Source organism: Pseudoalteromonas sp. OOF1S-7 (assembly GCF_022347765.1).
Taxonomy (GTDB): domain Bacteria; phylum Pseudomonadota; class Gammaproteobacteria; order Enterobacterales; family Alteromonadaceae; genus Pseudoalteromonas.
The window spans coordinates 36,621-62,665 of the sequence record NZ_JAKRFZ010000004.1 but is presented as its reverse complement, the minus strand read 5'-3'; the positions used below and the strand labels follow the sequence as shown (position 1 = coordinate 62,665).

Below are 26,045 nucleotides of genomic sequence, written 5' to 3'. Positions count from 1 at the left end.
CGAGAATTATCTATGTCGTATTCTACGTTTAACAGAACCCACAACAATCAATTGCAGGAGCCGATGTTTTTCGGTCAATCTGTTAATGTTTCCCGTTATGATCAACAAAAATACCCGATTTTTGAAAAACTGATCGAAAAACAACTGTCCTTTTTCTGGCGCCCTGAAGAAGTAGACGTCAGTAAGGACCGATTGGATTTCCAGGCATTACCAGAGCACGAAAAACATATCTTCCTGAGTAACCTTAAGTATCAAACTCTGTTAGACAGTGTCCAGGGCCGTTCGCCAAACGTGGCCCTGTTACCTATCGTATCGATCCCTGAATTGGAAACCTGGATTGAAACCTGGGCATTCAGTGAAACCATCCACAGCCGCTCTTACACTCACATTATTCGTAATGTGACAAAATCACCTGAGCTAATCTTCGATGACATTGTCGAGAACGACAAGATCAGTGAGCGTGCAGAAGCGGTGACTAAGCATTATGATGCATTGATTGAGAAAGTGTCTTTATACAATATGTATGGTGAAGGCAAACACGAAATCAACGGCGAAACAGTGCACATTAACCTGTTTGAGCTGAAAAAAATGCTTTATCTCTGCATTATGTCGGTGAACATTTTAGAAGCGATCCGCTTTTACGTGAGCTTCGCCTGTTCATTTGCATTTGCAGAGCGTGAACTCATGGAAGGTAACGCCAAGATCATCAAGCTGATCGCCCGAGATGAAGCACTACATCTGTCTGGTACTCAGCACATTCTGAACATTATGCAAGACGGCAAAGACGATCCGGAAATGGCCATCGTTGCTGCGCAATGTCAGGAGCAGGCCATTCAGATGTTTGTAGAAGCCGCAGAGCAGGAAAAGGAATGGGCAGAATACTTGTTCAAAGATGGCTCTATGATTGGCCTGAACAAAGATATCCTGTGTCAGTATGTTGAATACATCACCAACGTACGCATGACCGCTGTCGGTTTACCGGCACAGTTTGAAAGTAACAGTAACCCTATCCCCTGGATCAATGCATGGCTGGTGTCTGACAATGTTCAGGTTGCGCCACAAGAGGCTGAAATCAGTTCATATCTGGTAGGTCAGATTGATGCAGAAGTCGATGCGTCTGACTTTGGTGACTTTGACCTGTAATGACAGACAGGCCAGTCAAAAAAATCTTTCTTGACCCTGACAAAGAGCCGCTCCTCTACGCGGCTCACTCCCCTTCACTCCTTGCAACGCTTGAAGCCAATCAGGTTGAAGTTGCCTATCAGTGCAGAGAAGGGTTTTGTGGTGCGTGTCGCGCTAAGCTCTGTCGGGGAAAGATAGCCTACAATCAGGAACCTTTGGCGTTCGTTCGTGACGGAGAAATTTTACTCTGTTGCAGCAAGCCGGTGACCGATGTGATCATTAAGCTAGTGTAGTTTAATGATCTCACTTTGATAGTAATCCACTTTATCACTCACACTGATCACCCCGTTATCGATGATCACATCCCAGTGCAGACTGCGCGAAAGTGCGCCAGACAATTGACTCACAAAATCTGCAGATAATGCAAAGATACTGATATCCTGCATGGCAATCAGGTGTGGTGACAACTCTTGGTACCAGATATCTGCGTTGGCCACCAGACAAACCACCTTGTTCGCCTGCTTACGATACTTCTGCAACTCACCCAGGCTATGCTCACCGGCATAAAGCGCAACATCCACTTGTCCCTGTGAATTCTCAAGCCAGACATCGGGCTGATTTTTCTCTCTCACCCCCAGCCAGTGCACGTTATCCAGGTACGATAAGCCACAGAAACCGATTAGCTTCAACACAAAGTGCTCCAGCGTTTCGGCTTTTTGCAACGCTGCGGTGAACACTTCCTGATGATGCGCATGATGAAACAAGTCTGCTATGTTCATCCGCACTTTAAAAACAAAGAGATCAGCCATGATGTGTGTACCTGAACCTATTACTTTAACTATATAAAGCCGTCAAAATAATGCAAACTTAAAGAGATAGTATAACATCATTGAAACCGCAATAATGCAGTGTTATATTATTGCAAGTATAAACAATCCAGAATGAGTGTTATGTTTAAGCAGTCTTTAATCACATTTGCCATTACCAGCGCAATTTTTTCCTCTCAAGCCTCTGCCGCACAACTGAAAGGTAAAGTGCTGGATACCTACAATCAACCTGTTCCTAATGCCACCGTGCATTTGCACGGTAAGTCACAGTCCGTGAAAACCGATATTAACGGTCAGTTTAGTATTAATGTCGATCAGGATTCACAGCTGCATGTCAGCAAAGACAACTTTATCAATGAGCGCATTGATGTTTCTCCTGACTCGCCATACGTGACCGTAAAACTGGCCCCTAGTTCTGTTGAGAGCGTTGTCGTCTATGCCTCTGCGCTGCACAAAAGCAATATCGAAATGGCGTCTCCTGTAGCCGTTTTAAGCGGTGATGAACTGAAGAACAGCGCAAAACCAACACTGGGTGAAACACTCAAACAACTGCCAGGCATTAACGCCAGCTATTTTGGACCAGTCTCTTCCAGCCCGATCATTCGTGGTTTAGACGGCCCGCGCGTTAAGATCACCCAAAACGGTCTGGACAGCAGTGATGCATCTCGTGTCGGTCCAGATCACGCCAATACCAACGACTCTCTGGCAGCCCAGCAAATTGAAGTACTACGTGGTCCTGCCACTTTGCTGTATGGCTCAGGCGCTATTGGTGGTGTGGTTAATGTGGTAGATAATCGCATCCCCACTGATGTGATCGAGGGAGTTCAGGGCGCAGCTGAATTCAGCCACGACACTAACTCAAACACCAATACGGTTGCAGCCTTACTGGAAGCTGGTAACAACGGGTTTAACTTCCACTTTGATGGCGTAACGCGTAAAGGCGGCGACTATGACACACCGCGCTTTGCTCTGCCGGGCGAAGAGCATGAAGATCATGACCACGATGATGAGCATGAGGAACATGGTCACGATGAGCATGCAGAAGAAGAGCATAGCGAAACTGAGTACGCAGAACGTGTAGCCAATACCTTCATCGACTCCGAGCAATTCAATATTGGTACCAGCTTCGTTGGCGATCACCTGACGGTTGGCTTGTCTTACGCTCGCATTGAAACAGACTATGGGATCCCTGCCCACTCTCATGAACATCACGATCATGGCGACGAGCATGACCATGATGGCCACGACCACGACGAACATGATCATGACGACCATGATGAGCATAGCGAAGACGAGCATGACCATGCACATGGTGCAGAAGAAGAGTCAGTCTTCGCACGTGTTAAGCAAGACAGATGGCAGGCACTGTTTAATTATGCGTTGCACAACAACTGGATCGAGTCGATTCAGATCAGAGCTGGCTTTACAGACTACGAGCACGCCGAAATTGAGCATGGTGCGGTGGGTACTAAGTTTACTAATGAAACCACTGAACTGAGAACCAATATTGAACACAGACTGGGCGAGTGGCACGGTATTATCGGTTATCACTTCTCTGACAGTGACTACGCCGCTGAGGGCGCGGAAGCGTTCACCCCTGCAACCAACACAAAAACGCACGCCCTCTACGTGCTTGAAGAGCGCCGCTTTGGTGATGTGACTTTAGAGCTGGGTGCTCGTGTTGAAGACTTCGCATTGTCTAGCAACTTTACGTCAGGCCACGATGACCATGACGAGCATGATCATGATGACCACGGTCACGACGAGCATGACCATGAGCATGAGGGTCATGAAGATAAGCACATGGCTGAGGTGATAGACTATACACTGGATACCACGAACTTCAGTGCTTCGATTGGTGCCGTGTATGATTATACTGAAGGCCACAATGTTGCCGTTAACCTGTCTCGCTCGGAGCGTGCACCTCTGACTGCCGAGCTGCTGTCAAACGGCCTGCATATTGCCACTTCTACATACGAGCTGGGTCTTGGTTTCCACATTGAAGGCGATGAAGTACACTTTGAGCCAGAAAACATCGAACAGGAAAGATCGACGAACCTGGATATCAGCCTCAGACGCTTTATTGGCGACTTTGGTTACACGGTAAACTTTTTCTACAATGATGTTTCAAACTACTATTACCAGCGTAACACGGGTTATATGTACACAGGCGAGCACGGTGTAGAGCTGGCTGATCATCACCACGATGGTGCTTTACCTGTTTATCAGTTCGAAAGTGCCGATGCTGAACTATATGGCTTTGAATTTGATGCCCACTATCAGATTGATGCCCGTAATCGCATCAAGGTGTTTGGTGATCACCTGAGAGCTGAGCTAGATTCTGGCGAATACCTGCCACGTATTCCGGCTAACAAGCTGGGTACAAGCTACCGTTTTGAACTGGAAGATTTCGCCGCTGAGCTGAGCGCCATACATTATATGACGCAGGACAAGTTAGCACAGTCAGAAACTAAGACCGACAGCTATACTTTACTCAATGCCAGCTTCAGTTATGACTTCAGCGTGTCCGGCGTTGACCTGGTTGGCTATGTGAATGTCGACAACATCACAGATGAACTTGGCTTTGTACACAGCTCGTTTATCAAAGAGCAGGCGCCACTGCCGGGTCGTAACTTCAAGCTAGGTGTTCGTGGTTATTTCTAAGTTTGCAGGCTCTGTTTATCTTACACGCTAATAGCAAAAGGCAAACAGTTCCTATCTGAGCCCAATGCCGCCATCTGGCGGCATTTTCTTTTCTACCTCTAAAACACCTTCGTATTATAACTGAGTGAAGAAGTCTTCAGGCTGATGTCTGACAGGTTTAGTGCATTGCACCGTTGGTGTGCCCAGGTAAAGATAACCGACGATTTCATCTTGCTCATTCAGCCCAAGCTGGCGTTTAACTGAGCTGCTTTGTGCGAAGTAGCCTGTTCTCCAAACTCCCGAAAGGCCCTGCGCAAAGGCTGCCTGTTGCATCGCAAAAACGCTACACGCTGCACTTTCTATTTGCTCAACTCTGGGCACTTTTGGGTGCTCCACAAAGGGAGAAACGGCAATGATCAGCATAGGTGCGCGCTCAGGTAATGATTTGGCACGGTCAATGATGCGCTGCTCTTGTTGCTCCTCAACGGCAGCCTGATAGAAGATCTCGCCCAGCTTCTCTCTGCCTTGCTCCTCTACCACAAAAAAGCGCCATGGCTTTAAACCACCGTGATCGGGCACCTTAAGAGCGGCTTTTTTTATCACCTCAAGTTGCGCTGCGTTGGGTCCCGGAAAAGACAAGTTGCTGTCTGATTGTCGCGTCAATAATAGTTCTATGGCATCCATTTGTAATTCCTAAAAATTCTGTTCATTCACTATTCTAACGCGACACTGGCCTAAAAGTTTAGTGCCTGGCTTTAAAAACCACCTACGGCAGATAATTCTGGTCAGGCTCAAACCGTTTTCGAACCCAGTGATCAGCGCTGAAAAAACGCCCGCCGCCTGTGAATATCAGGCTTATCAGCATCGCAAAGTATATGGCGGCGAACTCAATGCCATTGTTCAGGATCACAGGGTTACCGTATTCATAAAGGTACTCCGGCAGCCCATTGGCTTCTACTATTTCTTTGATGCGGGACAGCCTCTCTGCCACCTCTGTACTGGCTTGCAGGCTCTGCTTTGCGGTTTCGCTTCCCAGCCAGGCAAAAACCTGCGCTGCACTGGTATCCGGGTTACTTGGCGCGACCGAAAACCAGCCATTATGCCAGTGTACCTGAGTGGCTGCGACAAACATAGTTACGGCAAGTGGCACAGATACCAGGCGCGTAGCCAGGCCAATTAACAGCAACCAGCCCCCTAAAAACTCGGTCCAGCCGGCCAGGAACGCCAGCAGATCCGGAGCCGGTAAGCCCAGTCCCCACTGCGCGTTACCAAACCAGGCAACCACGTTTTCATCGGCCAGCAGACGCTGCCACCAATCGAGTTCGCTGTTGGCCAGGTTTAGTTTGCTATATCCGGCGATGATCATCACAGGTGCCAGAATCAGTCTGAACATCAAAGGCGCCAGGCCATCAAGCAGGGAAAGTTTACTCAGAAAGGAACGATAAAAGGTATAAAGTGATTTAAGCATAAATAAAGTCTGTTATAACGATTGTTATAGAGTGTAGACCTTAAAGCACCGTTTTTTATTGCAAAGATTAAGGTTTTAAATGGTTTAAAACACGAGTATTGACATTCAAGCATACCCGTGTTCTGTGTGTTACCGCTGAATTATATTTTTCTGGCAACCTGCAACGCCTCATAAATTGCGCGTTTTGCGTCAATCGCGGCCGCCAACTTGGCACCACCAATAACATGCTGGTTGGCAGGCATCGCGTCTTTACTGAACAACGCATCATTGGAGGTTTGCCCAATACAAGCAACAACGGTATCAACGTCCAGTACCCGCTCTTTACCCGCTTGTTTGACCAGTAAGCCTTTGCTGTCGAATGAAAGGTACTCACATTCGGCTACCTGTTCGACATTGTGATGCTTAGCAACCGCACGATGGATCCAGCCAGTGGTTTTTCCCAGGTTGCTACCAAAACGCCCTTCGCTACGCTTCAACATATAGAGCTTTTTCTCTGTTGCACTGTCCGATGGCTGACATTCAATCCCCCACTGCGCTTTGAACTCATCAATACTCTGGTCAGCCTGTTCAGCGAGAAAGGCAACCATGTCAAAGCCAATGCCGCCGGCACCGAGAATCGCGATTTTGTCTCCCAGTTCAACTTCTTTGCGGATCACTTCATCATAAGCAAAAACACGTTTGCCATCGCTGCAAGTAATTCTGGACTGTCTGGGGCTCACGCCCGTCGCGAAGACAATGTCATCATAAGACTGAGCCATAGACGACTCATACTCGCAACCAAGTTTCATGGTCACGCCCAGACGCACCACTTCCTTCAGGAAGTAATTGAGGGTGTATTTAAAGTCTTCTTTACCAGGTATGCGCATTGCCAGGTTGAACTGACCACCGGCATGTTCGTTCTTGTCAATCAGCGTGACCTTATGCCCTTTTTTGGCGAGGTAGCAGCTGGCCGACAAACCTGCAGGTCCGGCCCCCACCACTAGCACCTGTTTAGGGCTATTGGTACGCTCAAGGGGGTAATCCAGCTCGAAACCAGCCTGCGGATTGACCAGGCAGGTTGCCCGCTTACCTTTAAACACATGGTCAAGACAACCCTGATTACACCCGATACATATATTGATTTGCTCGCTTTTGTTTTGAGCATATTTGTTAAAGAACTCAGGGTCAGCCAGCAAAGGACGTGCCATAGAAATCAGGTCTGCCTCGCCCTGATTGAGAATATCATTCGCAAGCTCTGGAGTATTAATGCGATTGACCGCCACAACCGGAATATCGACGACGTCCTTAAGGCGCTTTGATGCTTCACGGAAAGCTCCCGCTGGTACCATGCTGGCAATCGTCGGAACACGCGCCTCGTGCCACCCAATACCGGTATTAAGAATATCAACACCGGCTTCTTCCAGAGCTTTTGCTTGTGCCGTAACCTCTTCAGCAGTTGAGCCATTGGGGATCAAATCCATCACAGACAGGCGAAACACAATGATGAATTTAGCAGAGACTTTTTCCCGAACCGCACGAACGACCTCCAAAGCCAGACGCATTCGATTTTCCAGTGTCCCACCGTACAAATCCTGACGCTTATTAGTATGCTCAGCCATGAACTCGTTGATAAGATAACCCTCTGAACCCATGATTTCGACACCATCGTACCCCGCTTTTTCAGCCATTTTTGCAGACTTGGCAAAGTCCTTAACGGTATTACGGATCATGCTCAACGACATTGATTTTGGCGTGTATGGGTTAATCGGCGCTTTGATATCGCTCGGTGCGACATTGAAAGGGTGATATGCGTAACGTCCTGCATGTAATAACTGAAGACAGATTTTACCGCCGTGGGCATGCACGGCATCGGTATATGCGCGATGCTTGATGATATCATAGCGGCTGTTAAATGAAGACGAAATTGGTGTTAGTTTTCCACGCAAATTCGGGCTGTACCCCCCTGTAATGATAAGGCCGACGCCGCCCTTAGCGCGCTCTTCATAAAAAGCTTTCAGTCGTTTCCTGTTATGCCATCCCTCTTCAAGGCCCGTGTGCATCGAGCCCATGACCAAGCGATTTCGCAAATCTGTGTTCTTCAATTGTAATTTTTGTTCTAACATTGCGTGCCCCAATGTAACTGGTCTTACCTGTGAACATTAACGATTTTTTATTTTTTCGCAAGCAAAAACCATGACTAATTTCTGTAAAAGCCCCACCTATGATAGAAAAGTGATTGATTTTTACCCCGTCGTCGCCATAAAAATACTTAGTTACGTTTTTGTTCTAACAGCGCAAGGGCAACTAAGTTATGATTAACAGTGAGTACATTCCACTAAGACATTCAGAGGTACAGCTTTGAAATTGATCGGTAAATTTTTTCTCGGCATCTGGCACGCACTAAACTTTTCTCGTCGCCTGGTTCTGAACTTTTTGTTCTTCTTCCTGGTTATCGCGGCAGTAATTGGTGTTTTCTCTTCGGAAGAGCAACCCCAGGTTGCACAAGACAGCATATTACGGCTGAATTTATCTGGTAAATTGGTTGAGCAACTTACCTATGTTGATCCGATAGACGCTGCAATGGGTGACGTTTTTGGCAAGCAAGACTTGCCCAAGGAAATGCTGGTCGACGATATTGTCGATACCATCAATACCGCAGCCCGGGATCCCCGCATTAAAGCGTTGTTTCTGGACCTGCGCAATATGCACTATGCTCACTTAGATAAATTACGTGATGTAGCAGGTGCGATTGAGTCTTTTAAAGACTCAGACAAAAAGGTTTTCGCACATAGCCCTTATTTCAGTCAGTCTCAGTATTACCTGGCCGCCCATGCTGATGAAATCTCAATGCATCCTTATGGCGGAATCAATATCAGTGGTTATGGCTCATACCCGATGTACTTTAAAGACGCCCTGGAAAAGCTCAAGGTTACTCAGCACATTTTCCGCGTCGGCACTTACAAATCTGCTGTCGAGCCATTCATTCGCAATGACATGTCACCAGAAGCCAAAGAGGCAAACCAACTCTGGCTCGACACTTTATGGGCTCAGTATAAACAAGATGTTGCGACTATGCGTGGGTTTGAACTGACAAATTTTGATGAAACGCTGACTCAGTATGTGAATAAAATGGCCTCAGTGACCGGTGACTCTGCACAGTTCGCTGTTAAGTATGGCTGGGTTGATAAACTGGAAACAGACCAGGAGTTCAATCAAAAAATGATTGATCTTGTTGGCACTCAGGACGAAGGAAAACGCTTTAAACAGATCGCTTTTGAAGATTATTATGCCACAGTGACCTCACTCGATTTTGGCCCCAACCCTTTCGTCGAAAAAGTGGCGGTGGTCGTTGCCAAAGGCACCATTGTAGATGGTAAGCGCAAAGCTGGCATGATCGGAGGCGACTCTACTGCGGCCCTGCTGCGCAAAGCTCGACTTGACGACAAGGTCAAGGCCGTGGTGTTACGCATTGACTCTGGTGGTGGCAGTATGTTTGCTTCTGAGGTCATTCGTAACGAAGTGTTGGCCATCAAGGCCGCTGGGAAGCCGGTGATCGCTTCAATGGGCTCTGTGGCTGCGTCAGGCGGTTACTGGATTGCAGCATCAGCCAATGAGATTTGGGCTTCACCCAGCACGATTACGGGTTCAATAGGTGTGTTTGGCACGATTTTGACTTTTGAAAACTCACTCAGAGAACTGGGGATATACTCAGATGGGGTAGCAACCACAGAACTAAAGTCGTCCTCTTTGTCTCGCGGTCTGGACCCTAAATTTGCCCATGTATTACAGATGGGGGTTGAAGACGCTTACCACAAATTTATTTCTGTGATAGCGGACTCCCGTAATCTGGCAGTGTCCGACGTAGATAATGTTGCACAAGGTCGGGTGTGGCTTGCCACTCAGGCACATGAATTCGGCCTCATCGACGAACTCGGTACTAAGCAGCAAGCCATTGAGGCCGCCGCTAAAATGGCGAACCTTGAGCATTATGAAGTCTATACCGTTGAGCAAACTCTGTCTGACAAAGAGAAACTACTCCAGGATATCTTCGGCTCAGCGACGATGCAATCACTGCTGGCTGTTGCTAATGATACAAAAGAGCCACTGAACTCGGTTGCTCACGCAGGACTCAACCAGCTTTTCCAACAGGTGAAACAAAGCGCTGCGATGATCACCCAGTTTAACGATCCCAACAACATCTATACGCTATGTACCACTTGCGTTGTGGGTGAATAAGGCATGTCTCACTGATTTGACTGCATTGTGATGCTGCAGTTGATATAATTAGCCCGGACCAGGATCCGGGCTTTTTTTAGGTAGCAGAATGAAAAGAAAAAAAATCTATATCGCCTATACAGGCGGCACAATTGGTATGAAACAATCCAGCCGGGGTTATGTGCCCGTCGCAGGCTATCTGACAGAAACAGTCAAAAGTAATGCAGAATTTACCCGAGAAGAAATGCCCTTGTTCGACATTCATGAATACTGCCCGCTAATTGATTCGTCGGATATGTCGCCACAGCACTGGCAGCTGATAGCCGATGATATAAAAAGTAAATATGAAGAATATGACGGATTTGTTGTACTTCACGGCACAGATACCATGGCCTACACGGCATCGGCACTTTCATTTATGTTCGAGAACCTGACCAAGCCCGTGATCATTACCGGCTCACAAATTCCTTTGTCTCAGCTTCGCTCAGACGGCCAGGTTAATTTACTTAATGCAATGTATCTTGCCGCAAATTACCCCATTGCCGAAGTAAGCTTATTTTTCAACAACAAATTGTTCAGAGGTAATCGGGCCATCAAAGCGCATGCCGACGGATTCGATGCCTTTGCCTCGCCTAACATGGCGCCTTTGGCTCAGGCAGGCATTAATATTCAACTGCTTGAGGGCCAGCTAAGCCCATACGTCGATCAGGCGCTGCGCGTTACACCAATCGCCTCTCAGCCTATCGCGGTACTGCATCTGTACCCGGGGATCAGCAGCGCTATGGTGGCGAATGTGTTACAAAGCGATATCAAAGCGCTTATTCTGCTCAGCTTCGGTGTTGGTAATGCCCCGCAACAGGAGGATATACTAAGCGCGCTCAAGGCTGCCTCAGACAGGGGCGTGGTAATTGTCAACTTAACCCAGTGTATTCAGGGCCAGGTGAATATGGGTGGCTACGCAACCGGAAACGCCTTGCTGAACTGCGGCGTGATCAGTGGCTACGATATGACGCTGGAAGCCTGTTTGACCAAGCTACACTACCTATTTAGCCAGGGTCTTGAATTAGAAACTGTGCGCCATCTGATGCAAGATAACTTGCGCGGCGAACTGACGCGTTAGTCTTTGATCCAGACAAAAAAGCCCGGGCTTGTGCGCCGGGCTTTTTTTGTTGTCACTCAGAGATTAGATTATCTGACTTTAGCGTCAATCTCTGTCAGATCAGTCAGGTGACAGGATTCTCCACTGTGTGTTTTAATACCGTGCTCGCCAAAATAATCACGCTGTGCCTGCACTAAATGACCATTGCTTGGCGTGCTCAGCGTCGCAATGTAGGTTTGTGTTGAAGTCAGTACAGGGAATGCCAGGCCGCTTTGAATTGCCTGACCGGCAATTTTACGTAACGCGTTTGCCGGGCCCTCAAGCGTATCCAAAAACTCAACCCCCTTCGCAATATCATCCAGATAATCTGCCCGAATGATACAACCTGCTCGCCATGTCTGCAGTGTTTTGTCCAGATCCACTTTCCACTGATGTGATCTGGAAGCGCCTTTGATTAGTGCTAAGCCCTGACGATAGCACAGCAAGCTAGCAAAATAGAATGCATCTTTCAGCTCATCCAGGTCTAAGTCAACACTATTAGTTGCACGCTGCGCATAGGTCATCTCTTTCGCGGCGGGTGTATCTATGGTGTTTGTAAGGTGTCTGGCTTGTACAGCAGCAACCAACGATGGTACTGCAATACCCAGTTCAAGCGCATTTTGCGCAGTCCATAGACCCGTTCCCTTAGCGCCAACTTTATTATCGATAAGGTCCACCACGGCCTCATTTTGGTCACTCTCAAGGCTAAGAATGTGACTGGAAATCGACAGTAGATAGCTATTTAGAGGCCCTTCAGACCAGTTTTTGAATACTTCGGAAACCTGTGCAGGTGAATAACCCACACCGATACGTAGTAATTGATACATTTCAGCGATCAACTGCATCAGCGCATATTCGATGCCGTTGTGGACCATTTTGACAAAGTGCCCACTGGCAGACTGCCCAACTCGTGCGAAGCAGGATTCACCATTATGTGTAGCGGCCACCTTCTCAAACCAAGGGATTAAGCGCTCCCAGCCACCTTCTGAACCGCTGGCCATCATGGCAGGTCCATGTCTTGCACCTTCTGCACCGCCTGAAATGCCCATTGTGGCAAATTCGAATTTGTTCTGATATTTCAGCTTGCGGGCAATACCATCTTTGTAATTGCTGTTACCGCAATCAACAATAATGTCGCCCTTTTCCACACCGGCTTCAATCAGATCCTGACACACTTTGTCCACCAGCTCACCAGCCGGTACCAACAGCAATACTGATCTTGGTGTGTCCAATCGCTTTACCATGTCAGCAAGATCGGAAACTATGTGAAGGCGCTCGGCGATACCCAGTGACTGGGCGCAGCTTAACAATTCCGCCCCCGCATCCGGGTTCTTATCATAGGCAACTAACGTCATGCCCTGTTCTACTAAATTTAGCGCGAGGTTTTTCCCCATCACACCCAAACCAACTAATGCAACTTGCATTAAGTTTCCTCCTCGGTAACAAATTCTATACTATATCGGTAACGCAACAACATTATACCCCAGCTGGGGGGGATATACAGCAACGCTCGCTTACCTCACTGATCCCGCTTATCTCATGGTAAGTGAACCACCATAAGGTAAGTACGACATATCATTGACAAGAAGTCATGATTGACGACACCTGACACCGGTGTCATAATCAGTTCATATAGATGATATAATTTAATTTGCGTGTTAAAAAGGGCTATAAGATATTTCTTTCTTAAAACCCAGCAAGTTAACCAAATAAAGTCACCGAGACAAGCCAACAGGAGAACCTGATGCTTAGACGCACAAAAATCGTAGCAACACTAGGGCCAGCTACGGATAAAGATAATAACTTAGAAAAAATCATTCGCGCAGGTGCAAACGTTGTCCGTTTGAACTTCTCTCATGGCGTTGCACAGGACCATAAAAATCGTGCTCAAGCCGTCAGAGAAATTGCAAAAAAACTAAACAAACACATCTCGATTCTGGCTGATTTACAAGGGCCAAAAATTCGCGTGTCAACATTCAAAGACGGCAAAGTTAATCTTGCCATTGGGGCCAAATTTACTTTAGATGCTGATCTGGAAAAAGGTCAGGGGACTATCGAATCCGTAGGTATTGACTATAAAGAGCTGCCAAACGACGTAACATCAGGTGACTTGTTACTCCTGAACGATGGCTTGATCCAGCTGACGGTTGATACTGTAGAAGGCAATAAAGTGCACTGTACGGTTACTTTGGGTGGGATCCTGTCGAACAATAAAGGGATCAATCGACTGGGAGGTGGCCTGACAGCCCCTGCATTTACCGATAAAGACAAAGAAGATTTGCTTACTGCAACTGAGATTGGTGTTGATTACATTGCGGTCTCTTTTCCTCGCAGCGGCGATGATATGCGCTATGTACGTGGACTTGCTGAAAAAGCAGGATCAGATGCCCAGTTGCTGGCTAAGATTGAACGTGCAGAGGCTGTAGAATCAATCGAAGCGATTGATGACATCGTGCTGGCATCCGATGCCGTGATGGTAGCCCGTGGCGATCTGGGTGTTGAAATCGGCGATGCCGCATTGGTGGGTAAGCAAAAACAAATCATCAGCCGCGCACGCTCACTGAACAGAACGGTGATCACTGCAACGCAAATGATGGAATCAATGATTGACAATCCTATGCCTACCCGAGCTGAAGTCATGGACGTTGCAAATGCTGTACTAGATGGTACAGATGCCGTTATGCTCTCTGCAGAGACGGCAGCGGGTGACTACCCGGAAGAAACAGTCGCAACCATGGCGCGCGTGTGTCTGGGGGCGGAATCTCAACCGCAGACACATATTTCAAAACATCGCCTGGATAGCATGTTTACTGATACGTCGGAAACGCTGGCATTGTCTGCTATGTACGCTGCTAACCACCTGACCTCAGTCAAAGCCATTGTGGCACTCACGGAGTCTGGTAACACCGCAAAGTTGATGTCGAGAATAAGTTCCGGCTTGCCTATCTATTCATTATCTCGGCATGCCAGAACTTTAGGCCAGACAGCACTTTATCGTGGCGTTTATCCGGTTTACTTTGACTCTACTCAATGTAATGAAGAATCCACCGTGCGCGATGCGCTAAATACACTGGTCGAAGCAGGTGCGCTGGAACAAGGCGATACGGTGATCCTGACTCACGGTGACGTAATGGAAACCATTGGTGCGACCAATACAATGAAAATTGTCACCGTTTAACAACCCCGGTCCGGGTGGCATGACTGCCCGGATCATCATTGCCGCTCAATGCATCATCAATCCACAGACTTAGCTTGCGAGTGCGGCTTTTACCTTGTCGCGGTAGCTTCGGCTAACTTTCAATTCCTGACCATTTTCTAGTACTAACAGATACTCACCACTGCTTTGTGTCACCAGCTTGCTGATTTGCTTGGTATTTACTATCGCTGAGCGATGAACACGCACAAACAATTTAGGATCCAGCTCTTGCTCAAGCTCCTTCATCGTTTTTCGCAGAATATGCGTTTGTCCGTCAGAGCAGTGCAAACACATGTAATCACCCGCAGCATCTATCCACTGAATTGACGCAGCGGAAACGCGAATAATTTCTCCCTGCTCTTTCACCGCGATTGATTCAGGATATTTTTTATCTTCAATGGTATCGCCAGTGGCCAGTTTGCGCAGAATTTCTTCGCAGTTATTGCCTGTGATACCGGCAACGAAGCTGGCAAGCTTTTTCTTATGAGCATTGTCTTGTTGTGTTTTCAAATAGCTATGCACTTTTTCAACCGCCTGTTTTAGTCTGTTGTCATCTACGGGCTTTAGGATGTAATCTAAAGCATGAATTTCAAAGGCTTTTACTGCATAATGATCAAAAGCAGTGACAAACACGATGGCAGGTAGCGGCTTAACACTCTCACTGAGCGCCCTGGCCACTTCAAAACCATTCATGGTTGGCATTTGAATATCGAGGAATACCAAATCTATTTGCTGACTGGCACACAACTCAAGAGCCTGCTCGCCTGAGCTGCACAACTCGATAACGTCTATGTCTTCTATTTGCTTCAGGCGCACCGCCAGGCCTTTTCTGGCCAGGGACTCATCATCTACTATTAGCGTTCTGATTTTGCTCATTACTTTACTTCTCAGCCTTTTCAAAAGGAACTCGTATATTCACCTTCAATCCAGAAGGTGCATTGTGCGCAAGCACAAATGAATAGTTATTCTCGTATAAAGTTTTTAGTCTGTCCTGGGTATTAGCAATGCCAACTCCCTGTACGTTACTTAACTGGCCGTTTTCTATTGAAGCCCCCGGCCCGTTATCACCCACTTCTAACAATAGCTCATTGGCAAAAACCTGGGCTCTTATCTCGATTTTGCCACCACTGGCCATGTGTGCAATAGCATATTTGATGGAGTTTTCAATGAGGGGTTGCAGTATCAAACTGGGAACCAGTGCCTGCTCTGCTTCTTCGGTGATATCAAACACTATATCCAGGCGCTCATCGAAACGAACTTTTTCGATATTCAGATACAATTTGAGCGCATGGAGTTCCTGTTCCAGCGGGACTTTTTTTATTGGATCTGTGTTTAATGTGTAGCGCAGAAAGTCACTCAGTCTGGACACCATCTGGTTGGCATCTTTATTTTCTTCAACCAATATTAAGGTTGAAATCGCGTTGAGCGTATTGAAGAGGAAATGCGGATTTAGCTGGTATCTCAGCATTTTAAGTTGTGCTTCATGCGCCATCGTGTTGGCTTTAAGCGCTTTTTGTCGTTCACTTTGCAATAACTGATAGTACTTAACACCAAAGTACAACCCGCTCCAACACAAAATGATGTAAACAGAGTCAAGTCCTTGCTGAAGGTAATAGTACCATTCCTCAGGCCTGTAACCATGGCGGTAAATTTCCCACATATTGAACTTTTGCACGACCGACCATAGCGTACCAGTCAGGTAAGACGCGCTAAATACCACAAAGATAAGTACTAAGGGCTTCGCATTCCACACTTTTCGATAGAGGTAACGCAAGGGGACAGTCATCAAACAACCAGCATAGGCGTTGAGCACGATCACGAAAACGTAAATATCGCGCATTTCGAATACTTTTGATCCTATGTAGTTTACCAATGCATAGCCTATCCAGCCTGCAATTTGTAAAACCCAGAAAAATCGCTGTCGATTATCGACCAGAGCTTGCCACTTCAAACGTTTATAACCTCTTAAGACTTAGTCAAATTATATCCTATGGCAGCCTTATTCAACAGCACCAGCGGTCTTGCTTTTCTAACGGTTAAACGCAAATTGACGCGGTTAAATTACGTTTCATTGATGACAAAAAAGGCCCTTTCGGGCCTTTTATTTTGTCGTGATTATTTCGTGTACGCGCGTGGCATATCAGAATCGGTTGTATAACGCTCTCTGAGTTTATCATGACGAGACTTCGTGCTTACCTCTTCGCCATTGATCCAGAGCTTATCTAAAGTCGTGCTATATTCAAATGGGTCAGCACTCCACAATACCAGGTCGGCACGTTGACCTGACGCTATCTTACCACCATCCAGACCAAATACCTCAGCAATGTTACTACTGACCGCTTTAAGCGCACCGTCATAACTCATACCGTGTGCAACGGCAATACCCGCATCAAAGCGTAACTGGTACAAGTTATGCGCGCCTTCAAACGCAAAACCCGACAACAATACTTTTACGCCCGCACGCTCAAGTTCACCAGCATTACTCAGATCAGCGTGTAATGAACTGAAACTAGTCGGCAGATTGGATACAGCACTGATCACAACGGGTACGTTTGCTTTAGCTATGTGCTCTTTAACCAGGACTGCATCGTTTACGCCCCACAGGACCAAATTAAGACCGAACTGCGCTTTCACTTTCAATACTTCAAGGATGTCGGATGCACGTTCAACCTCGACAACAACCGGCATGTCGCCTTTTAGGACAGCCGTCAGTACCAGCTCTTCCTGAGTGGGCTTTTTAGTGGCTTTTTTGTCGTCTTTTTTATCTTTTTCAGACAACTTTTGCTGTTGCCCTTCAAGCTTTTCTGTCAGAGTTTTATACTTCATTGCCCGTGAACCACTGCCACTTGCATCCATATCAACTACTAAAGCAGTGCGTGTTTTCAGAACACTGTTAAACTCACCTGATAAATCAACAACGAATGCCAACCCTTCAAAAATGCTTTTGCCACCATGGGGCACAACCAGATTCTGAGTGATACCACCTTTACGGCCATAAGGAATAAGGGAAGAGCGTGGGTTGAATGCCGGGCTGGCGTCAAAGTCAACGTCAGCTTTATCATCACCTGCATCTCTGGAACCGGCCACTGCGCTCACTTCAACTAGTCCGAGCTGGTTCATCGAACCGATAAAGCCAGGTGTCAATACTCTGCCCTTCGCATCAATCGTCACGTCTGCGGCTACATTAGCGGGATTGATTGCAGTGATGGTGCCATTTTCAATGACCACGGTTGCCCCTTCCAGAGTGCCCGCGTCAGTCAAAGTGTGAACCTTAGCATTGGTGATAGCCGTGATCTGAGCAAAAGCAGCAGAAGAAGCCAACAATGCACCGGTCAATAAAGAAACCTTAAAGTTATTCATCATTTACTCCTTAGCGCTGACCCAGCATAAAATCACTTACCGCCTGATACTTCTCATCGAAGCGGTCATATACTTTGGCACCGTCTATATATACGGTTTCAGCCTTAGAATAAACGCTAAATGGATTGCGATCCCAGATAACAATATCCGCTTGCTTACCTAGTTTCACTGAGCCTGTTTTATCTTCAATACCAAGAGATTTGGCAGCATTGTAAGTGATCCACTTGATCGCATCTTGCTCTTTCAGTGAAAAGCCAGCCTGATTTGCGGTATTCATGATTTTAGCCGCTTCATGGTTCAAACGTTGAATCGTGGTGTCTGAGTCGGAGTGTACAACGGCACAAGAATTTTTAACGGCATCCACAATTGCGACGTTTTCCGGTACCATGTCATACGCTTCCATCTTGAACCCCCACCAATCTGGCCACAACGCGGCACAGTTACCGTTTTCAGCCAATAGATCAGCAACTTTATACGCTTCAATACCATGGTGGAAAGTACCAGAATGATAATTAAACTCTTTAGAGAGGTCGATCATCATCGCCATTTCCTCGGCTTTATAACAGTGGTTGTGGATCAGGATTTCGCCGTCTAGTACACCTCGCAATGTATCCAAGCGAATATCACGCTCTGGTGCATCCGGGTTCAAACCAGCAGCATATGCCGCGTTGTATTGCTCCCAGGCTTGCTTATATTCAGTTGCTTCTGCCCAGGCTGCGCGATACCCCGCCATATTACCCATACGGGTGTAAGGTGCGACGCCTTTACCACCATAAACGCGTTTCGGGTTTTCACCACAGGCCATTTTCAAACCATATGGGGCATCCGGAAACTTCATACCCTGCATGGTTGGCGACGGCACGTTTTTCAGTGTCACACTACGACCACCAAACAGGTTCGCAGAGCCAGGTAAAATCTGTAACGTGGTGATCCCGCCTTCTCGCGCGCGATTAAACCCCGGGTCTTGTGGCCACACTGAATGCTCTACCCAAACCTGCGCTGTATTGGGCTTAGTCATTTCATTACCATCTGCATGGGATTCTACTGAAGGATTAGGGTAGGCGCCGAGGTGTGAGTGTACGTCAATAATCCCGGGCGTTACCCATTTCCCCTGCGCATCAATGGTTACGTCAGCCTGAACAGATAGGTCTTTACCTACCTGGCTGATTTTACCTTCTTTTAGCAGTATATCCGTTTCTTCCAGTCGCTCACCTGTACCAGTCAGTACGGTTGCATTAGTGATTAAGGTAGAGCCTGCACTATGAGGCTGATAGGTACTTGGGTAAGGATTTTTTTCAATGGTGACTTTTTCTTTCTGAGGGCCTTTGTCCTGGCACCCTAAAAGAACTGTACTCAATGCAAGTACAATCGCCGTTGGCTTGAATTTTTGCATCATTTTTCTCTTATTGTTCTGCGTGATTGATCACCCCGCAGTCTATTGGCTAACAATTGACGTAAAATTGCAACTTAGTTTCGACAGTTCACAATATAGCTCGGCCACCTGCACATTTCGAGTTTTCTCCCTGTAATAGAGACTTATCCGGTCTTTCAGTACGGTTAACTCGTCTGCACTGCCCTTTTTCGAACCTGGTTGCTTAAGCAGCTGACTACCTTTTGTTCACCAATACATAAAAACGCCTTATTACAGGCCATATGTTCGTGCGAGCAAGGTAGGTGCGCAACGCGTTATTCAGCCTTGTTCTCACACCGATGCAGACAAAACGGTGAGACGTTGCCGACACACTCACAGAAGTATCGACATACTTTTGACACAGGTATTAATCTAAGCTCAATTAAACGAAAACATCACTATAATGAAACAAAGAAAAATAGTTAATCGAAAAAAAATTGCTCAGAAAAAGTCCGACAACCGCTTACGTCTGACACAACTATATCATTAAAATCAGCTTCTTACCCAGCTTTTTTACAGTAGACACAGTTGCTTACACTCGCTCATTGCACGGTTACAGCATTTTGCATGATTCGCATCAATACTTGTTGTGAGCTTTGTATAAATCTGGAGAAGAACATGAAACTTGCCGCGACTTTAGTGCTTACCCCCCTGCTTTTGGCCACCAGCTTATCTGCAACTGCAGGAGAAGTTGAGTTTGTAGGAACAGATAACAGTGTTGCAACCCAACTGTGTGTTGCCGTGGGGGCAAACCACCGCCTGACTTTACTTAAAGAACTGACAGAACATCGCATCAGCCGCACCATTGTCGCGGACAAACTTACTTGTAACGACATGACGGTGCCTCAGTTCGCTAAAAAGTTTGGCCTGCATAAATCTGCTGGTCTGCTTAAGATCGACTTTACCACAGACACATCCATTCGTGACATCGCGATGACTGAAAGCAAGCAGACCATCGTTGTTTCCGGGTCACGATAAGTGCCAAAAAGCACCAGCGGCGTATTGTGATAGCGCTTTAAGCTAGATCACGATGCGCCCTGTCTTACTGGATTATGTTCATATCAATGCTGCGATCAGGCCAAACAAGCCACCAAAAACGCCACCCCATACAACCAACCAGCCAAGGTGTGTATGGATCATATCTTGAACGATACCCTTAACCATTGCCGGCGTGAGCTCTTCCAGGCGTTCTTCGACAGCATGCTCTATGGCCACCTTCACAGCATCAACCGACTGACCGCTGCTCAGTAACCCAGATAGTTGCTGTTTGAACTCAGGGCCTTCACTGATTTCAAACAGTGCTTCTTTCATTTTGTCAGTGAAGCTGTCTTTCATCGGCTCAATCGCTTCTTTGCCTCCCACCATAGCCAACATGGCTCCAAACTGGGAAGCCTCTATCACCTGTACTAGTTTATTGAATGCAGGTGACAGATCCGTTTGTGTGATCACGGGTTTCAGGTCCAACTGAATTTCATTCTTTTTGGCAAAGCTACGCAGTTTGTCATCGTTAAAAAACTCTTCAAGTATTAGCTTGCGAATGGCGGTTTTGAATTCTTTAAATTTAATGGTTATCACGCCGGAGCCGTACAAGCCTGGTACTTTTTCAAACAACATGTGGATTGCAAGCCAGTTAGTAACAGCCCCTGACAGGGCAAACAAGCCCATTGTCAACAACACATCAAGATGTAACAACCAACCCAGAAGTACAACCACTGCAGCCAGGATATTCGTTGCTAAACTTTTACTCATCAGTGCCTCTTAATTATCTGAGTGTTTTGCTCGGCCGCATATTGTAGTGAATTTAAATCTGTCTACAAGTATTTGTGTTATAGCAAAAATCGACCATAGTTTAGAATATGTATGGTACTCAACCATGGCGGTACTATGTGGAATCTCGTAAACCAGTATATTAGTGATGCAATCCATGAACACTTCGAGTTTACCCGTAAAACGCAATTGCCCTGTAATGCGCATGCTCGTTTATTTAAAATCGAGAATGACCATCACAGTTATCTGGTTAAAGTGGATCACATTCAGGCATTGGAACGCTTTGAATGTGAGGCTCGTAACCATGACACGCTGATCCGGGACAGTGACTTTCTGGTTGCAGACACCATAACGATAGGCTCAAGCATTGAGTTTTGCTTTTTGGTGCTTGAATGGCTGGAGACCTCTGGAGAGCTTGAAGACTGGTTTTCCTGCGGCACTACTTTGGCCAAGTTGCACACTCGCCATGAACAGCAAATGTACGGGCTGGAAGAAGATAACTATTTTTTCGACTTGCTACAACCTAACCAATGGCACAAAAAGTGGGAAATATTCTTTGCTGAGGAACGTATAGCCTGGCAACTGCAGTTGTTGGCAGAAAAAGGCATTAAGCTGGTTGATATTGACCAGTTTGTTGAACATATAAAACCTATGTTACCCCATCAGGTTGCGCCTTCTTTACTACATGGCCATTTTTGGCGCGGTAACATCGCCTTTGCACAGGGTAAACCCTGTTTGTTTTGTCCTTCTTGCTATTATGGTGACAGAGAAATTGATCTGGCCTCTAGTGAGCTATTCGCCCCCTTACCTCATGCGTTTTATGAAGGGTATGACAGTGTCTACCCACGCCAGGAGGGATACGAAGTACGTCGCAGCATCTACCAACTTTACCCGTTGCTGTGCCATGCCAATATGTTTGCTGGAGACTACCTGAAGCAAGCAGCCTGCCAAATCGAGACCCTATATAAATAAGTGCAACTTTACTGTAATAATTCGCAATGCTGCTATAGTTATTAATGCGAAAAATGGAAAACTCGTTGGAGTAAACTCATGAAGCAGCTGTATGACCAACGTATTAGTTGCCCGCATTGCGGCCACCATATCTTTGTTAGTCTGGACGTCAGCGAAGGCGATCAGGATTACTATGAAGATTGCGCAGCCTGTTGCAACCCAATTCATTTGAATATGCACATCGACTACGCGATTAATAAACTTGAACTGAGGGTGGACTCTGACGACGAACAAGTCTTTTAACAGTGAACTGACATTACAGGGAAAAACTCCCCCGGACTTTACGTAGATAGTGCTCTACCGTGTTCACTGTAGTGTATGTCTGCTGATCAACTTCAATATTAAACACACCATCAACACGGGCTTCACCGATATTGGTCAGAGTCAGTGTTTCCGGGATCAGATGCAACCAGAAGCCATCTTCTTCTAGTTTACCCACCGTTAAACTCGCGCCATTTACACAAATAAACCCTTTATAGAGTATGTATTTTTTCCATGTTTCAGGGATAGCGAGCTTGATCCGGCAATTGTCAGCTTCGCGAATAAATGCCAATATCGTTGCCTGACAATGTATATGTCCTGACACAATATGTCCGCCTAACTCAGTACCAAAGGTCACTGAGCGCTCAAAATTCACCCGGCTCCCCTGCTGTAATGCACTCAAATTGGTCAATCTGAGTGTTTCATCAATCACGTCAAAAGACACCTGCCCGACTACATCTGCCCCCCTTACTTCAAAGTCAGTGACGGTCAGGCAACAACCGTTGATTGCGATACTGGCACCATGAGTTAACTTCTGCAGATAGCGGCTGTCGACCGACAATACCAATTTCATAATCCCTTCTCGTAAGACGGCACTGACCACCGTCGCTTGAGTCTGTACAATTCCGGTAAACATAACACTCAAATTTTCGAAAGTAATGGCGCGCAGTGTATCTCAAACAGTCATCAGATTAAACTGCCTGTTCATCGGATAAAAGTGGTAAGTTTTTAAGAAGTTATTTAAGATTATCGTTTTAGGAAATCCAGACTCAGTATGAAATTCGCTTTATGGGAAGCAAAGCGCCTGGTACGCCTTGCCACCCCGGTCTTTTTTGCTCAGATCACCCTCGTGCTTATGTCAGTTGTTGACACTATAATGGCAGGACAAGTCAGTGCCGAAGATCTCGCTGCTCTGTCAATTGCCACTGGGACCTGGAACCCGATGATATTTTCCTTGCAGGGAATTTTACTCGCTATCACCAGTATGGTTGCATACTGCGATGGAGCCAAACAGCGAGAAGGTATTAAAACCTATTTTCAACAAGGCATCTACCTGGCGCTGCTGCTCTCTTCATTGGGCTTTATTGCCAGTGTATTTACTCCATTGATATTCGCGCGTATCGGTGCCGCCAGTGCCATCACAGAGCTGGCACAACAGTATATCGATTTCGTTAAGTGGGGGTTACCCGCTTTCTTATTGTTTTCAGTCTATCGTAATGTCACTGAAGGCGTTGGCAACACAAAAGCCGCTTTGTACATCAGTTTGCTCGGGCTGGCCGTTAATGTCTTTGCTAACTATGTATTTATTTATGGCAAATTAGGGATGCCAGCGTTGGGCAGTGCGGGATGTGGTCTGGCTACAGCACTGGTATTTTGGGTCATGGCTATCGCCCAGCTCATCTATAGTTTTTACAATAAATATCTGGACGGCCGTTGGTTAATTGAAGGGTTTTCACGCCCTCATGTTGCTACGCAGTTCCAGATAGTCAAGCTCGGACTGCCCATTTGCCTTGCCACATTCTTTGAGGTGACCTTGTTCGCATGTATTCCGTTGTTTATCGCAGATCTGGGGGCCATTGCGGTGTCCGGGCATCAGATAGCGGCCAGTGTAACGACCATACTGTTTATGCTCCCGTTGAGTTTATCAATGGCAATTGCCATACGCATAGGTACGTTATCCGGAGAGGGGAATTATTCTCGACTCGTTAACTCGGTTTACACCAGTTTTGTGTGTGCAGTGGTGGTTTCAGTCATTGTAGCGACTTTCACCTTCGTGATCCGAAACGAGATTGCCTGGGTATATACTCAAAACAAGGAAGTGGCTGTACTCGCTTCGGGAATTATTATACTGGCCTGTATTTATCAATTGCCAGACGCTTTGCAGGTTGCCGCCAACGGAGTATTGCGAGGGTTAAAGTACACCAGCCCTATCACCATAGTCACATTTGTCTCATACTGGTTAATAGGGTTTAGTCTTGGCTTTGTGCTGGCAAAAACAGATTTACTCGTGCCGGCCATGGGCGCAAGAGGATTTTGGGTTGGTATTATCGTCGGCTTAACCTGTGCTGCGATATTGCTACTGCATTTTGTGAGGAAACGCCTTGATACGTTACGTCCTGATCCTGTTTAGTCTGGCAGTGACAGCCTGCTCACCCACTGCCAGTGACATTAATCAGGAATATGCTGACAGGCTTGCTAATGTGTTGGGCTTGGCCCCGTTGAGTATCGACAAGCCCGCCCCTTTAGCAAGCTTTAGCGCCACACGACCCGAAGCCACTTTCAAGCTCTCAGTTTTGCAGCTTGCCAATCTGGGACATTGCGCACTGGCTCAGGACGTTGCCATGCACAATAATCAACTCGGCAAGCTGGCTGTGCCCAGCGAGGTATTTAAATATCAGGTCCGCTTTATTCAACTGGCGTCGCATTGCATTCAGGACACCAGAACCGAAGATCCAGAAGTCAAAGACATCCTTCGTCAGGCTGCCGCTGAGAAACGTGCAGCGTTAGCGCAGTATTTTGCTTTCATGCTCTCCGCTGAGCCGGAGCTTAACCAGTTTAGCAGACTGACATTTGCCGAAATCGGTAAACGTGGTACAGACAACGAAATTCAGGCCAATGAGGGCCTTGCTACGCTTGCATCCGTTGCAAGCAGCTTAGCTACTCCGGAAAATATTGATCCACAGAAAATAACACCAGCCTTAAGTAAGTTAAACAATAACGGTTATGTTCAAACTTTGCTGACCAGTGCACGTAGGCAAATTTATTGGAACCAAAGTTTAACGGCATGGTTGTCACAAGTTGAACTACAAACAGCAATTTGTCCTGTGGGCAAAAACAAAAAAAAAGCTCTGGTGCTACATAATATTTTCAACAAATTCGCCATTTCACAGGTGCAACCATACCAGGCTCAACTGAGTATCCAGTTGCAGGAATTGAGTGACTCACTCGCACAAATATCACAAGCCATTTCGCACCCGGCATATCCAAATCACGCAGCAGCCCTGATGGTTGAACTGAAAACCTCGAGCAAACAGCATGCACAATGGTGGCAACGCTTCTACAAAGTGTGTAAAGTTGCACCGGTATGAACGAAAAAAGTGCAAACAAACATTAATTTAGCAAATTTACTTGATCCCTTCGAACGCTCGCTATATATTAGCGGCCGTTGGCAAGTGACGTAATGCAACAAAACAGTCATAGTTGTTCAACATAGTACGACCGTAGCTCAGTTGGTTAGAGCACCACCTTGACATGGTGGGGGTCGGTGGTTCGAATCCACTCGGTCGTACCAATTTATTTGATAAGTTAACTCGTATCTCAGTACGACCGTAGCTCAGTTGGTTAGAGCACCACCTTGACATGGTGGGGGTCGGTGGTTCGAATCCACTCGGTCGTACCAACTTATTTGATAAATTAACTCCTATCTCAGTACGACCGTAGCTCAGTTGGTTAGAGCACCACCTTGACATGGTGGGGGTCGGTGGTTCGAATCCACTCGGTCGTACCAACTTATTTGATAAATTAACTCCTATCTCAGTACGACCGTAGCTCAGTTGGTTAGCGCACCACCACGCTCCATGACCCGATCCAGTGCTCGGTGGTTCGAATCCACTCGGTCGTACCAATCGATTCTGGTGATTCCCCCC

Annotated in this window: 22 protein-coding genes and 3 tRNA genes; 14 read left to right on the top strand and 11 right to left on the bottom strand. The window is 46.7% G+C overall.

What is annotated here, in order from left to right; translation table 11 throughout:
* Nucleotides 1-12: 12 nt before the first annotated feature.
* Nucleotides 13-1,143 carry a class Ia ribonucleoside-diphosphate reductase subunit beta gene (nrdB, locus tag MHN33_RS07555; RefSeq protein WP_239397386.1) on the top strand — a complete coding sequence of 377 codons (1,131 nt, stop codon included), beginning with the start codon at nt 13-15 and terminating at the stop codon, nt 1,141-1,143.
* Nucleotides 1,143-1,415: a class I ribonucleotide reductase maintenance protein YfaE gene (yfaE, locus tag MHN33_RS07550; protein WP_239397385.1), complete on the top strand. Its 273-nt coding sequence runs from the start codon at nt 1,143-1,145 to the stop codon at nt 1,413-1,415. The genes nrdB and yfaE overlap by 1 nt, the downstream gene beginning before the upstream one ends.
* On the opposite strand, the gene MHN33_RS07545 is transcribed toward yfaE, so the two are convergent.
* Nucleotides 1,407-1,931, bottom strand: coding sequence for a YaeQ family protein (locus MHN33_RS07545; protein WP_239397384.1), 525 nt, complete (start codon nt 1,929-1,931; stop codon nt 1,407-1,409). The genes yfaE and MHN33_RS07545 overlap by 9 nt on opposite strands.
* Before the next feature lie 141 nt (nt 1,932-2,072).
* Between MHN33_RS07545 and MHN33_RS07540 the strand changes: the two genes are divergently transcribed.
* Complete coding sequence (locus MHN33_RS07540) at nt 2,073-4,613, top strand: TonB-dependent receptor (protein WP_239397383.1); 2,541 nt, start codon at nt 2,073-2,075, stop codon at nt 4,611-4,613.
* A gap of 114 nt (nt 4,614-4,727) precedes the next feature.
* Here MHN33_RS07540 and MHN33_RS07535 read toward each other — a convergent pair whose 3' ends face one another.
* The 3 genes from MHN33_RS07535 to MHN33_RS07525 form a co-directional block, all read right to left on the bottom strand.
* Entirely contained in the window at nt 4,728-5,276 is a 549-nt protein-coding gene (locus MHN33_RS07535; protein ID WP_239397382.1) for an NAD(P)H nitroreductase, read from the bottom strand.
* Nucleotides 5,277-5,358: 82 nt separating this feature from the next.
* The gene (locus MHN33_RS07530) at nt 5,359-6,060 is read right to left on the bottom strand and encodes a DoxX family protein (protein ID WP_239397381.1); all 702 of its coding nucleotides are present in this window, start codon (nt 6,058-6,060) and stop codon (nt 5,359-5,361) included.
* 140 nt (nt 6,061-6,200) lie between these two features.
* Nucleotides 6,201-8,162, bottom strand: a complete 1,962-nt coding sequence (locus MHN33_RS07525) for an NADPH-dependent 2,4-dienoyl-CoA reductase (protein WP_239397380.1) — start codon at nt 8,160-8,162, stop codon at nt 6,201-6,203.
* 241 nt (nt 8,163-8,403) lie between these two features.
* Here MHN33_RS07525 and sppA point away from each other — a divergent pair, with 241 nt between their 5' ends.
* Together sppA and ansA are read left to right on the top strand one after the other, a co-directional pair.
* Nucleotides 8,404-10,275 (top strand): signal peptide peptidase SppA, encoded by a 1,872-nt coding sequence (sppA, locus tag MHN33_RS07520; protein WP_239397658.1) that lies wholly within the window; start codon nt 8,404-8,406, stop codon nt 10,273-10,275.
* A gap of 88 nt (nt 10,276-10,363) precedes the next feature.
* Nucleotides 10,364-11,374 (top strand): asparaginase, encoded by a 1,011-nt coding sequence (gene ansA, locus MHN33_RS07515; protein ID WP_046004356.1) that lies wholly within the window; start codon nt 10,364-10,366, stop codon nt 11,372-11,374.
* Nucleotides 11,375-11,442: 68 nt separating this feature from the next.
* Here ansA and gndA read toward each other — a convergent pair whose 3' ends face one another.
* Nucleotides 11,443-12,816: an NADP-dependent phosphogluconate dehydrogenase gene (gene gndA / locus MHN33_RS07510; protein WP_239397379.1), complete on the bottom strand. Its 1,374-nt coding sequence runs from the start codon at nt 12,814-12,816 to the stop codon at nt 11,443-11,445.
* 320 nt (nt 12,817-13,136) lie between these two features.
* Here gndA and pyk point away from each other — a divergent pair, with 320 nt between their 5' ends.
* Nucleotides 13,137-14,570, top strand: a complete 1,434-nt coding sequence (gene pyk, locus MHN33_RS07505; protein WP_239397378.1) for a pyruvate kinase — start codon at nt 13,137-13,139, stop codon at nt 14,568-14,570.
* 69 nt (nt 14,571-14,639) lie between these two features.
* Here pyk and MHN33_RS07500 read toward each other — a convergent pair whose 3' ends face one another.
* The 4 genes from MHN33_RS07500 to MHN33_RS07485 form a co-directional block, all read right to left on the bottom strand.
* The gene (locus MHN33_RS07500; protein WP_049864693.1) at nt 14,640-15,464 is read right to left on the bottom strand and encodes a LytTR family DNA-binding domain-containing protein; all 825 of its coding nucleotides are present in this window, start codon (nt 15,462-15,464) and stop codon (nt 14,640-14,642) included.
* 4 nt (nt 15,465-15,468) lie between these two features.
* Nucleotides 15,469-16,539 carry a histidine kinase gene (locus MHN33_RS07495; RefSeq protein ID WP_239397377.1) on the bottom strand — a complete coding sequence of 357 codons (1,071 nt, stop codon included), beginning with the start codon at nt 16,537-16,539 and terminating at the stop codon, nt 15,469-15,471.
* 164 nt (nt 16,540-16,703) lie between these two features.
* Nucleotides 16,704-17,948, bottom strand: a complete 1,245-nt coding sequence (locus MHN33_RS07490) for an amidohydrolase family protein (protein WP_239397376.1) — start codon at nt 17,946-17,948, stop codon at nt 16,704-16,706.
* Between the two features lie 10 nt (nt 17,949-17,958).
* Complete coding sequence (locus MHN33_RS07485; protein ID WP_239397657.1) at nt 17,959-19,341, bottom strand: amidohydrolase; 1,383 nt, start codon at nt 19,339-19,341, stop codon at nt 17,959-17,961.
* Nucleotides 19,342-19,977: 636 nt separating this feature from the next.
* On the opposite strand from MHN33_RS07485, the gene MHN33_RS07480 reads away from it, so the two are divergent.
* Nucleotides 19,978-20,337, top strand: a complete 360-nt coding sequence (locus MHN33_RS07480; RefSeq protein ID WP_239397375.1) for a DUF3718 domain-containing protein — start codon at nt 19,978-19,980, stop codon at nt 20,335-20,337.
* Between the two features lie 78 nt (nt 20,338-20,415).
* Here the strand turns inward: MHN33_RS07480 and MHN33_RS07475 are convergent, their stop codons facing one another.
* Nucleotides 20,416-21,108, bottom strand: a complete 693-nt coding sequence (locus tag MHN33_RS07475; RefSeq protein WP_239397374.1) for a DUF445 domain-containing protein — start codon at nt 21,106-21,108, stop codon at nt 20,416-20,418.
* A 135-nt stretch (nt 21,109-21,243) separates the two neighbouring features.
* On the opposite strand from MHN33_RS07475, the gene MHN33_RS07470 reads away from it, so the two are divergent.
* Together MHN33_RS07470 and MHN33_RS07465 are read left to right on the top strand one after the other, a co-directional pair.
* Nucleotides 21,244-22,098, top strand: a complete 855-nt coding sequence (locus MHN33_RS07470; RefSeq protein ID WP_239397373.1) for a fructosamine kinase family protein — start codon at nt 21,244-21,246, stop codon at nt 22,096-22,098.
* A gap of 78 nt (nt 22,099-22,176) precedes the next feature.
* Nucleotides 22,177-22,380, top strand: a complete 204-nt coding sequence (locus MHN33_RS07465; RefSeq protein WP_125717608.1) for a CPXCG motif-containing cysteine-rich protein — start codon at nt 22,177-22,179, stop codon at nt 22,378-22,380.
* Between the two features lie 13 nt (nt 22,381-22,393).
* Here the strand turns inward: MHN33_RS07465 and MHN33_RS07460 are convergent, their stop codons facing one another.
* Nucleotides 22,394-23,035, bottom strand: a complete 642-nt coding sequence (locus MHN33_RS07460) for a riboflavin synthase subunit alpha (RefSeq protein ID WP_239397372.1) — start codon at nt 23,033-23,035, stop codon at nt 22,394-22,396.
* 138 nt (nt 23,036-23,173) lie between these two features.
* On the opposite strand from MHN33_RS07460, the gene MHN33_RS07455 reads away from it, so the two are divergent.
* The 5 genes from MHN33_RS07455 (at nt 23,174) to MHN33_RS07435 (ending at nt 25,906) form a co-directional block, all read left to right on the top strand.
* Nucleotides 23,174-24,529 carry an MATE family efflux transporter gene (locus MHN33_RS07455; RefSeq protein WP_239397371.1) on the top strand — a complete coding sequence of 452 codons (1,356 nt, stop codon included), beginning with the start codon at nt 23,174-23,176 and terminating at the stop codon, nt 24,527-24,529.
* Entirely contained in the window at nt 24,501-25,487 is a 987-nt protein-coding gene (locus MHN33_RS07450) for a DUF3080 family protein (protein ID WP_239397370.1), read from the top strand. The genes MHN33_RS07455 and MHN33_RS07450 overlap by 29 nt, the downstream gene beginning before the upstream one ends.
* A 126-nt stretch (nt 25,488-25,613) precedes the next feature.
* Nucleotides 25,614-25,690 (top strand) — tRNA-Val (locus MHN33_RS07445).
* A gap of 31 nt (nt 25,691-25,721) precedes the next feature.
* Nucleotides 25,722-25,798: transfer RNA gene (locus tag MHN33_RS07440), tRNA-Val, on the top strand.
* A 31-nt stretch (nt 25,799-25,829) separates the two neighbouring features.
* Nucleotides 25,830-25,906: transfer RNA gene (locus tag MHN33_RS07435), tRNA-Val, on the top strand.
* The last annotated feature ends 139 nt before the right edge of the window (nt 25,907-26,045 follow it).

Excerpts from the sequence above, each read along its gene's own strand:
- gndA (WP_239397379.1), bottom strand. The coding sequence starts at position 12,816 with ATGCAAGTTGCATTAGTTGGTTTGGGTGTGATGGGGAAAAACCTCGCG.
- pyk (WP_239397378.1), top strand. The coding sequence starts at position 13,137 with ATGCTTAGACGCACAAAAATCGTAGCAACACTAGGGCCAGCTACGGAT.
- MHN33_RS07500 (WP_049864693.1), bottom strand. The coding sequence starts at position 15,464 with ATGAGCAAAATCAGAACGCTAATAGTAGATGATGAGTCCCTGGCCAGA.
- MHN33_RS07475 (WP_239397374.1), bottom strand. The coding sequence starts at position 21,108 with ATGAGTAAAAGTTTAGCAACGAATATCCTGGCTGCAGTGGTTGTACTT.
- MHN33_RS07460 (WP_239397372.1), bottom strand. The coding sequence starts at position 23,035 with ATGTTTACCGGAATTGTACAGACTCAAGCGACGGTGGTCAGTGCCGTC.
- MHN33_RS07535 (WP_239397382.1), bottom strand. The coding sequence starts at position 5,276 with ATGGATGCCATAGAACTATTATTGACGCGACAATCAGACAGCAACTTG.
- nrdB (WP_239397386.1), top strand. The coding sequence starts at position 13 with ATGTCGTATTCTACGTTTAACAGAACCCACAACAATCAATTGCAGGAG.
- MHN33_RS07545 (WP_239397384.1), bottom strand. The coding sequence starts at position 1,931 with ATGGCTGATCTCTTTGTTTTTAAAGTGCGGATGAACATAGCAGACTTG.
- MHN33_RS07470 (WP_239397373.1), top strand. The coding sequence starts at position 21,244 with ATGTGGAATCTCGTAAACCAGTATATTAGTGATGCAATCCATGAACAC.
- MHN33_RS07540 (WP_239397383.1), top strand. The coding sequence starts at position 2,073 with ATGTTTAAGCAGTCTTTAATCACATTTGCCATTACCAGCGCAATTTTT.
- MHN33_RS07455 (WP_239397371.1), top strand. The coding sequence starts at position 23,174 with ATGAAATTCGCTTTATGGGAAGCAAAGCGCCTGGTACGCCTTGCCACC.
- ansA (WP_046004356.1), top strand. The coding sequence starts at position 10,364 with ATGAAAAGAAAAAAAATCTATATCGCCTATACAGGCGGCACAATTGGT.
- MHN33_RS07485 (WP_239397657.1), bottom strand. The coding sequence starts at position 19,341 with ATGCAAAAATTCAAGCCAACGGCGATTGTACTTGCATTGAGTACAGTT.
- yfaE (WP_239397385.1), top strand. The coding sequence starts at position 1,143 with ATGACAGACAGGCCAGTCAAAAAAATCTTTCTTGACCCTGACAAAGAG.
- MHN33_RS07490 (WP_239397376.1), bottom strand. The coding sequence starts at position 17,948 with ATGAATAACTTTAAGGTTTCTTTATTGACCGGTGCATTGTTGGCTTCT.
- MHN33_RS07525 (WP_239397380.1), bottom strand. The coding sequence starts at position 8,162 with ATGTTAGAACAAAAATTACAATTGAAGAACACAGATTTGCGAAATCGC.
- MHN33_RS07530 (WP_239397381.1), bottom strand. The coding sequence starts at position 6,060 with ATGCTTAAATCACTTTATACCTTTTATCGTTCCTTTCTGAGTAAACTT.
- MHN33_RS07465 (WP_125717608.1), top strand. The coding sequence starts at position 22,177 with ATGAAGCAGCTGTATGACCAACGTATTAGTTGCCCGCATTGCGGCCAC.
- MHN33_RS07480 (WP_239397375.1), top strand. The coding sequence starts at position 19,978 with ATGAAACTTGCCGCGACTTTAGTGCTTACCCCCCTGCTTTTGGCCACC.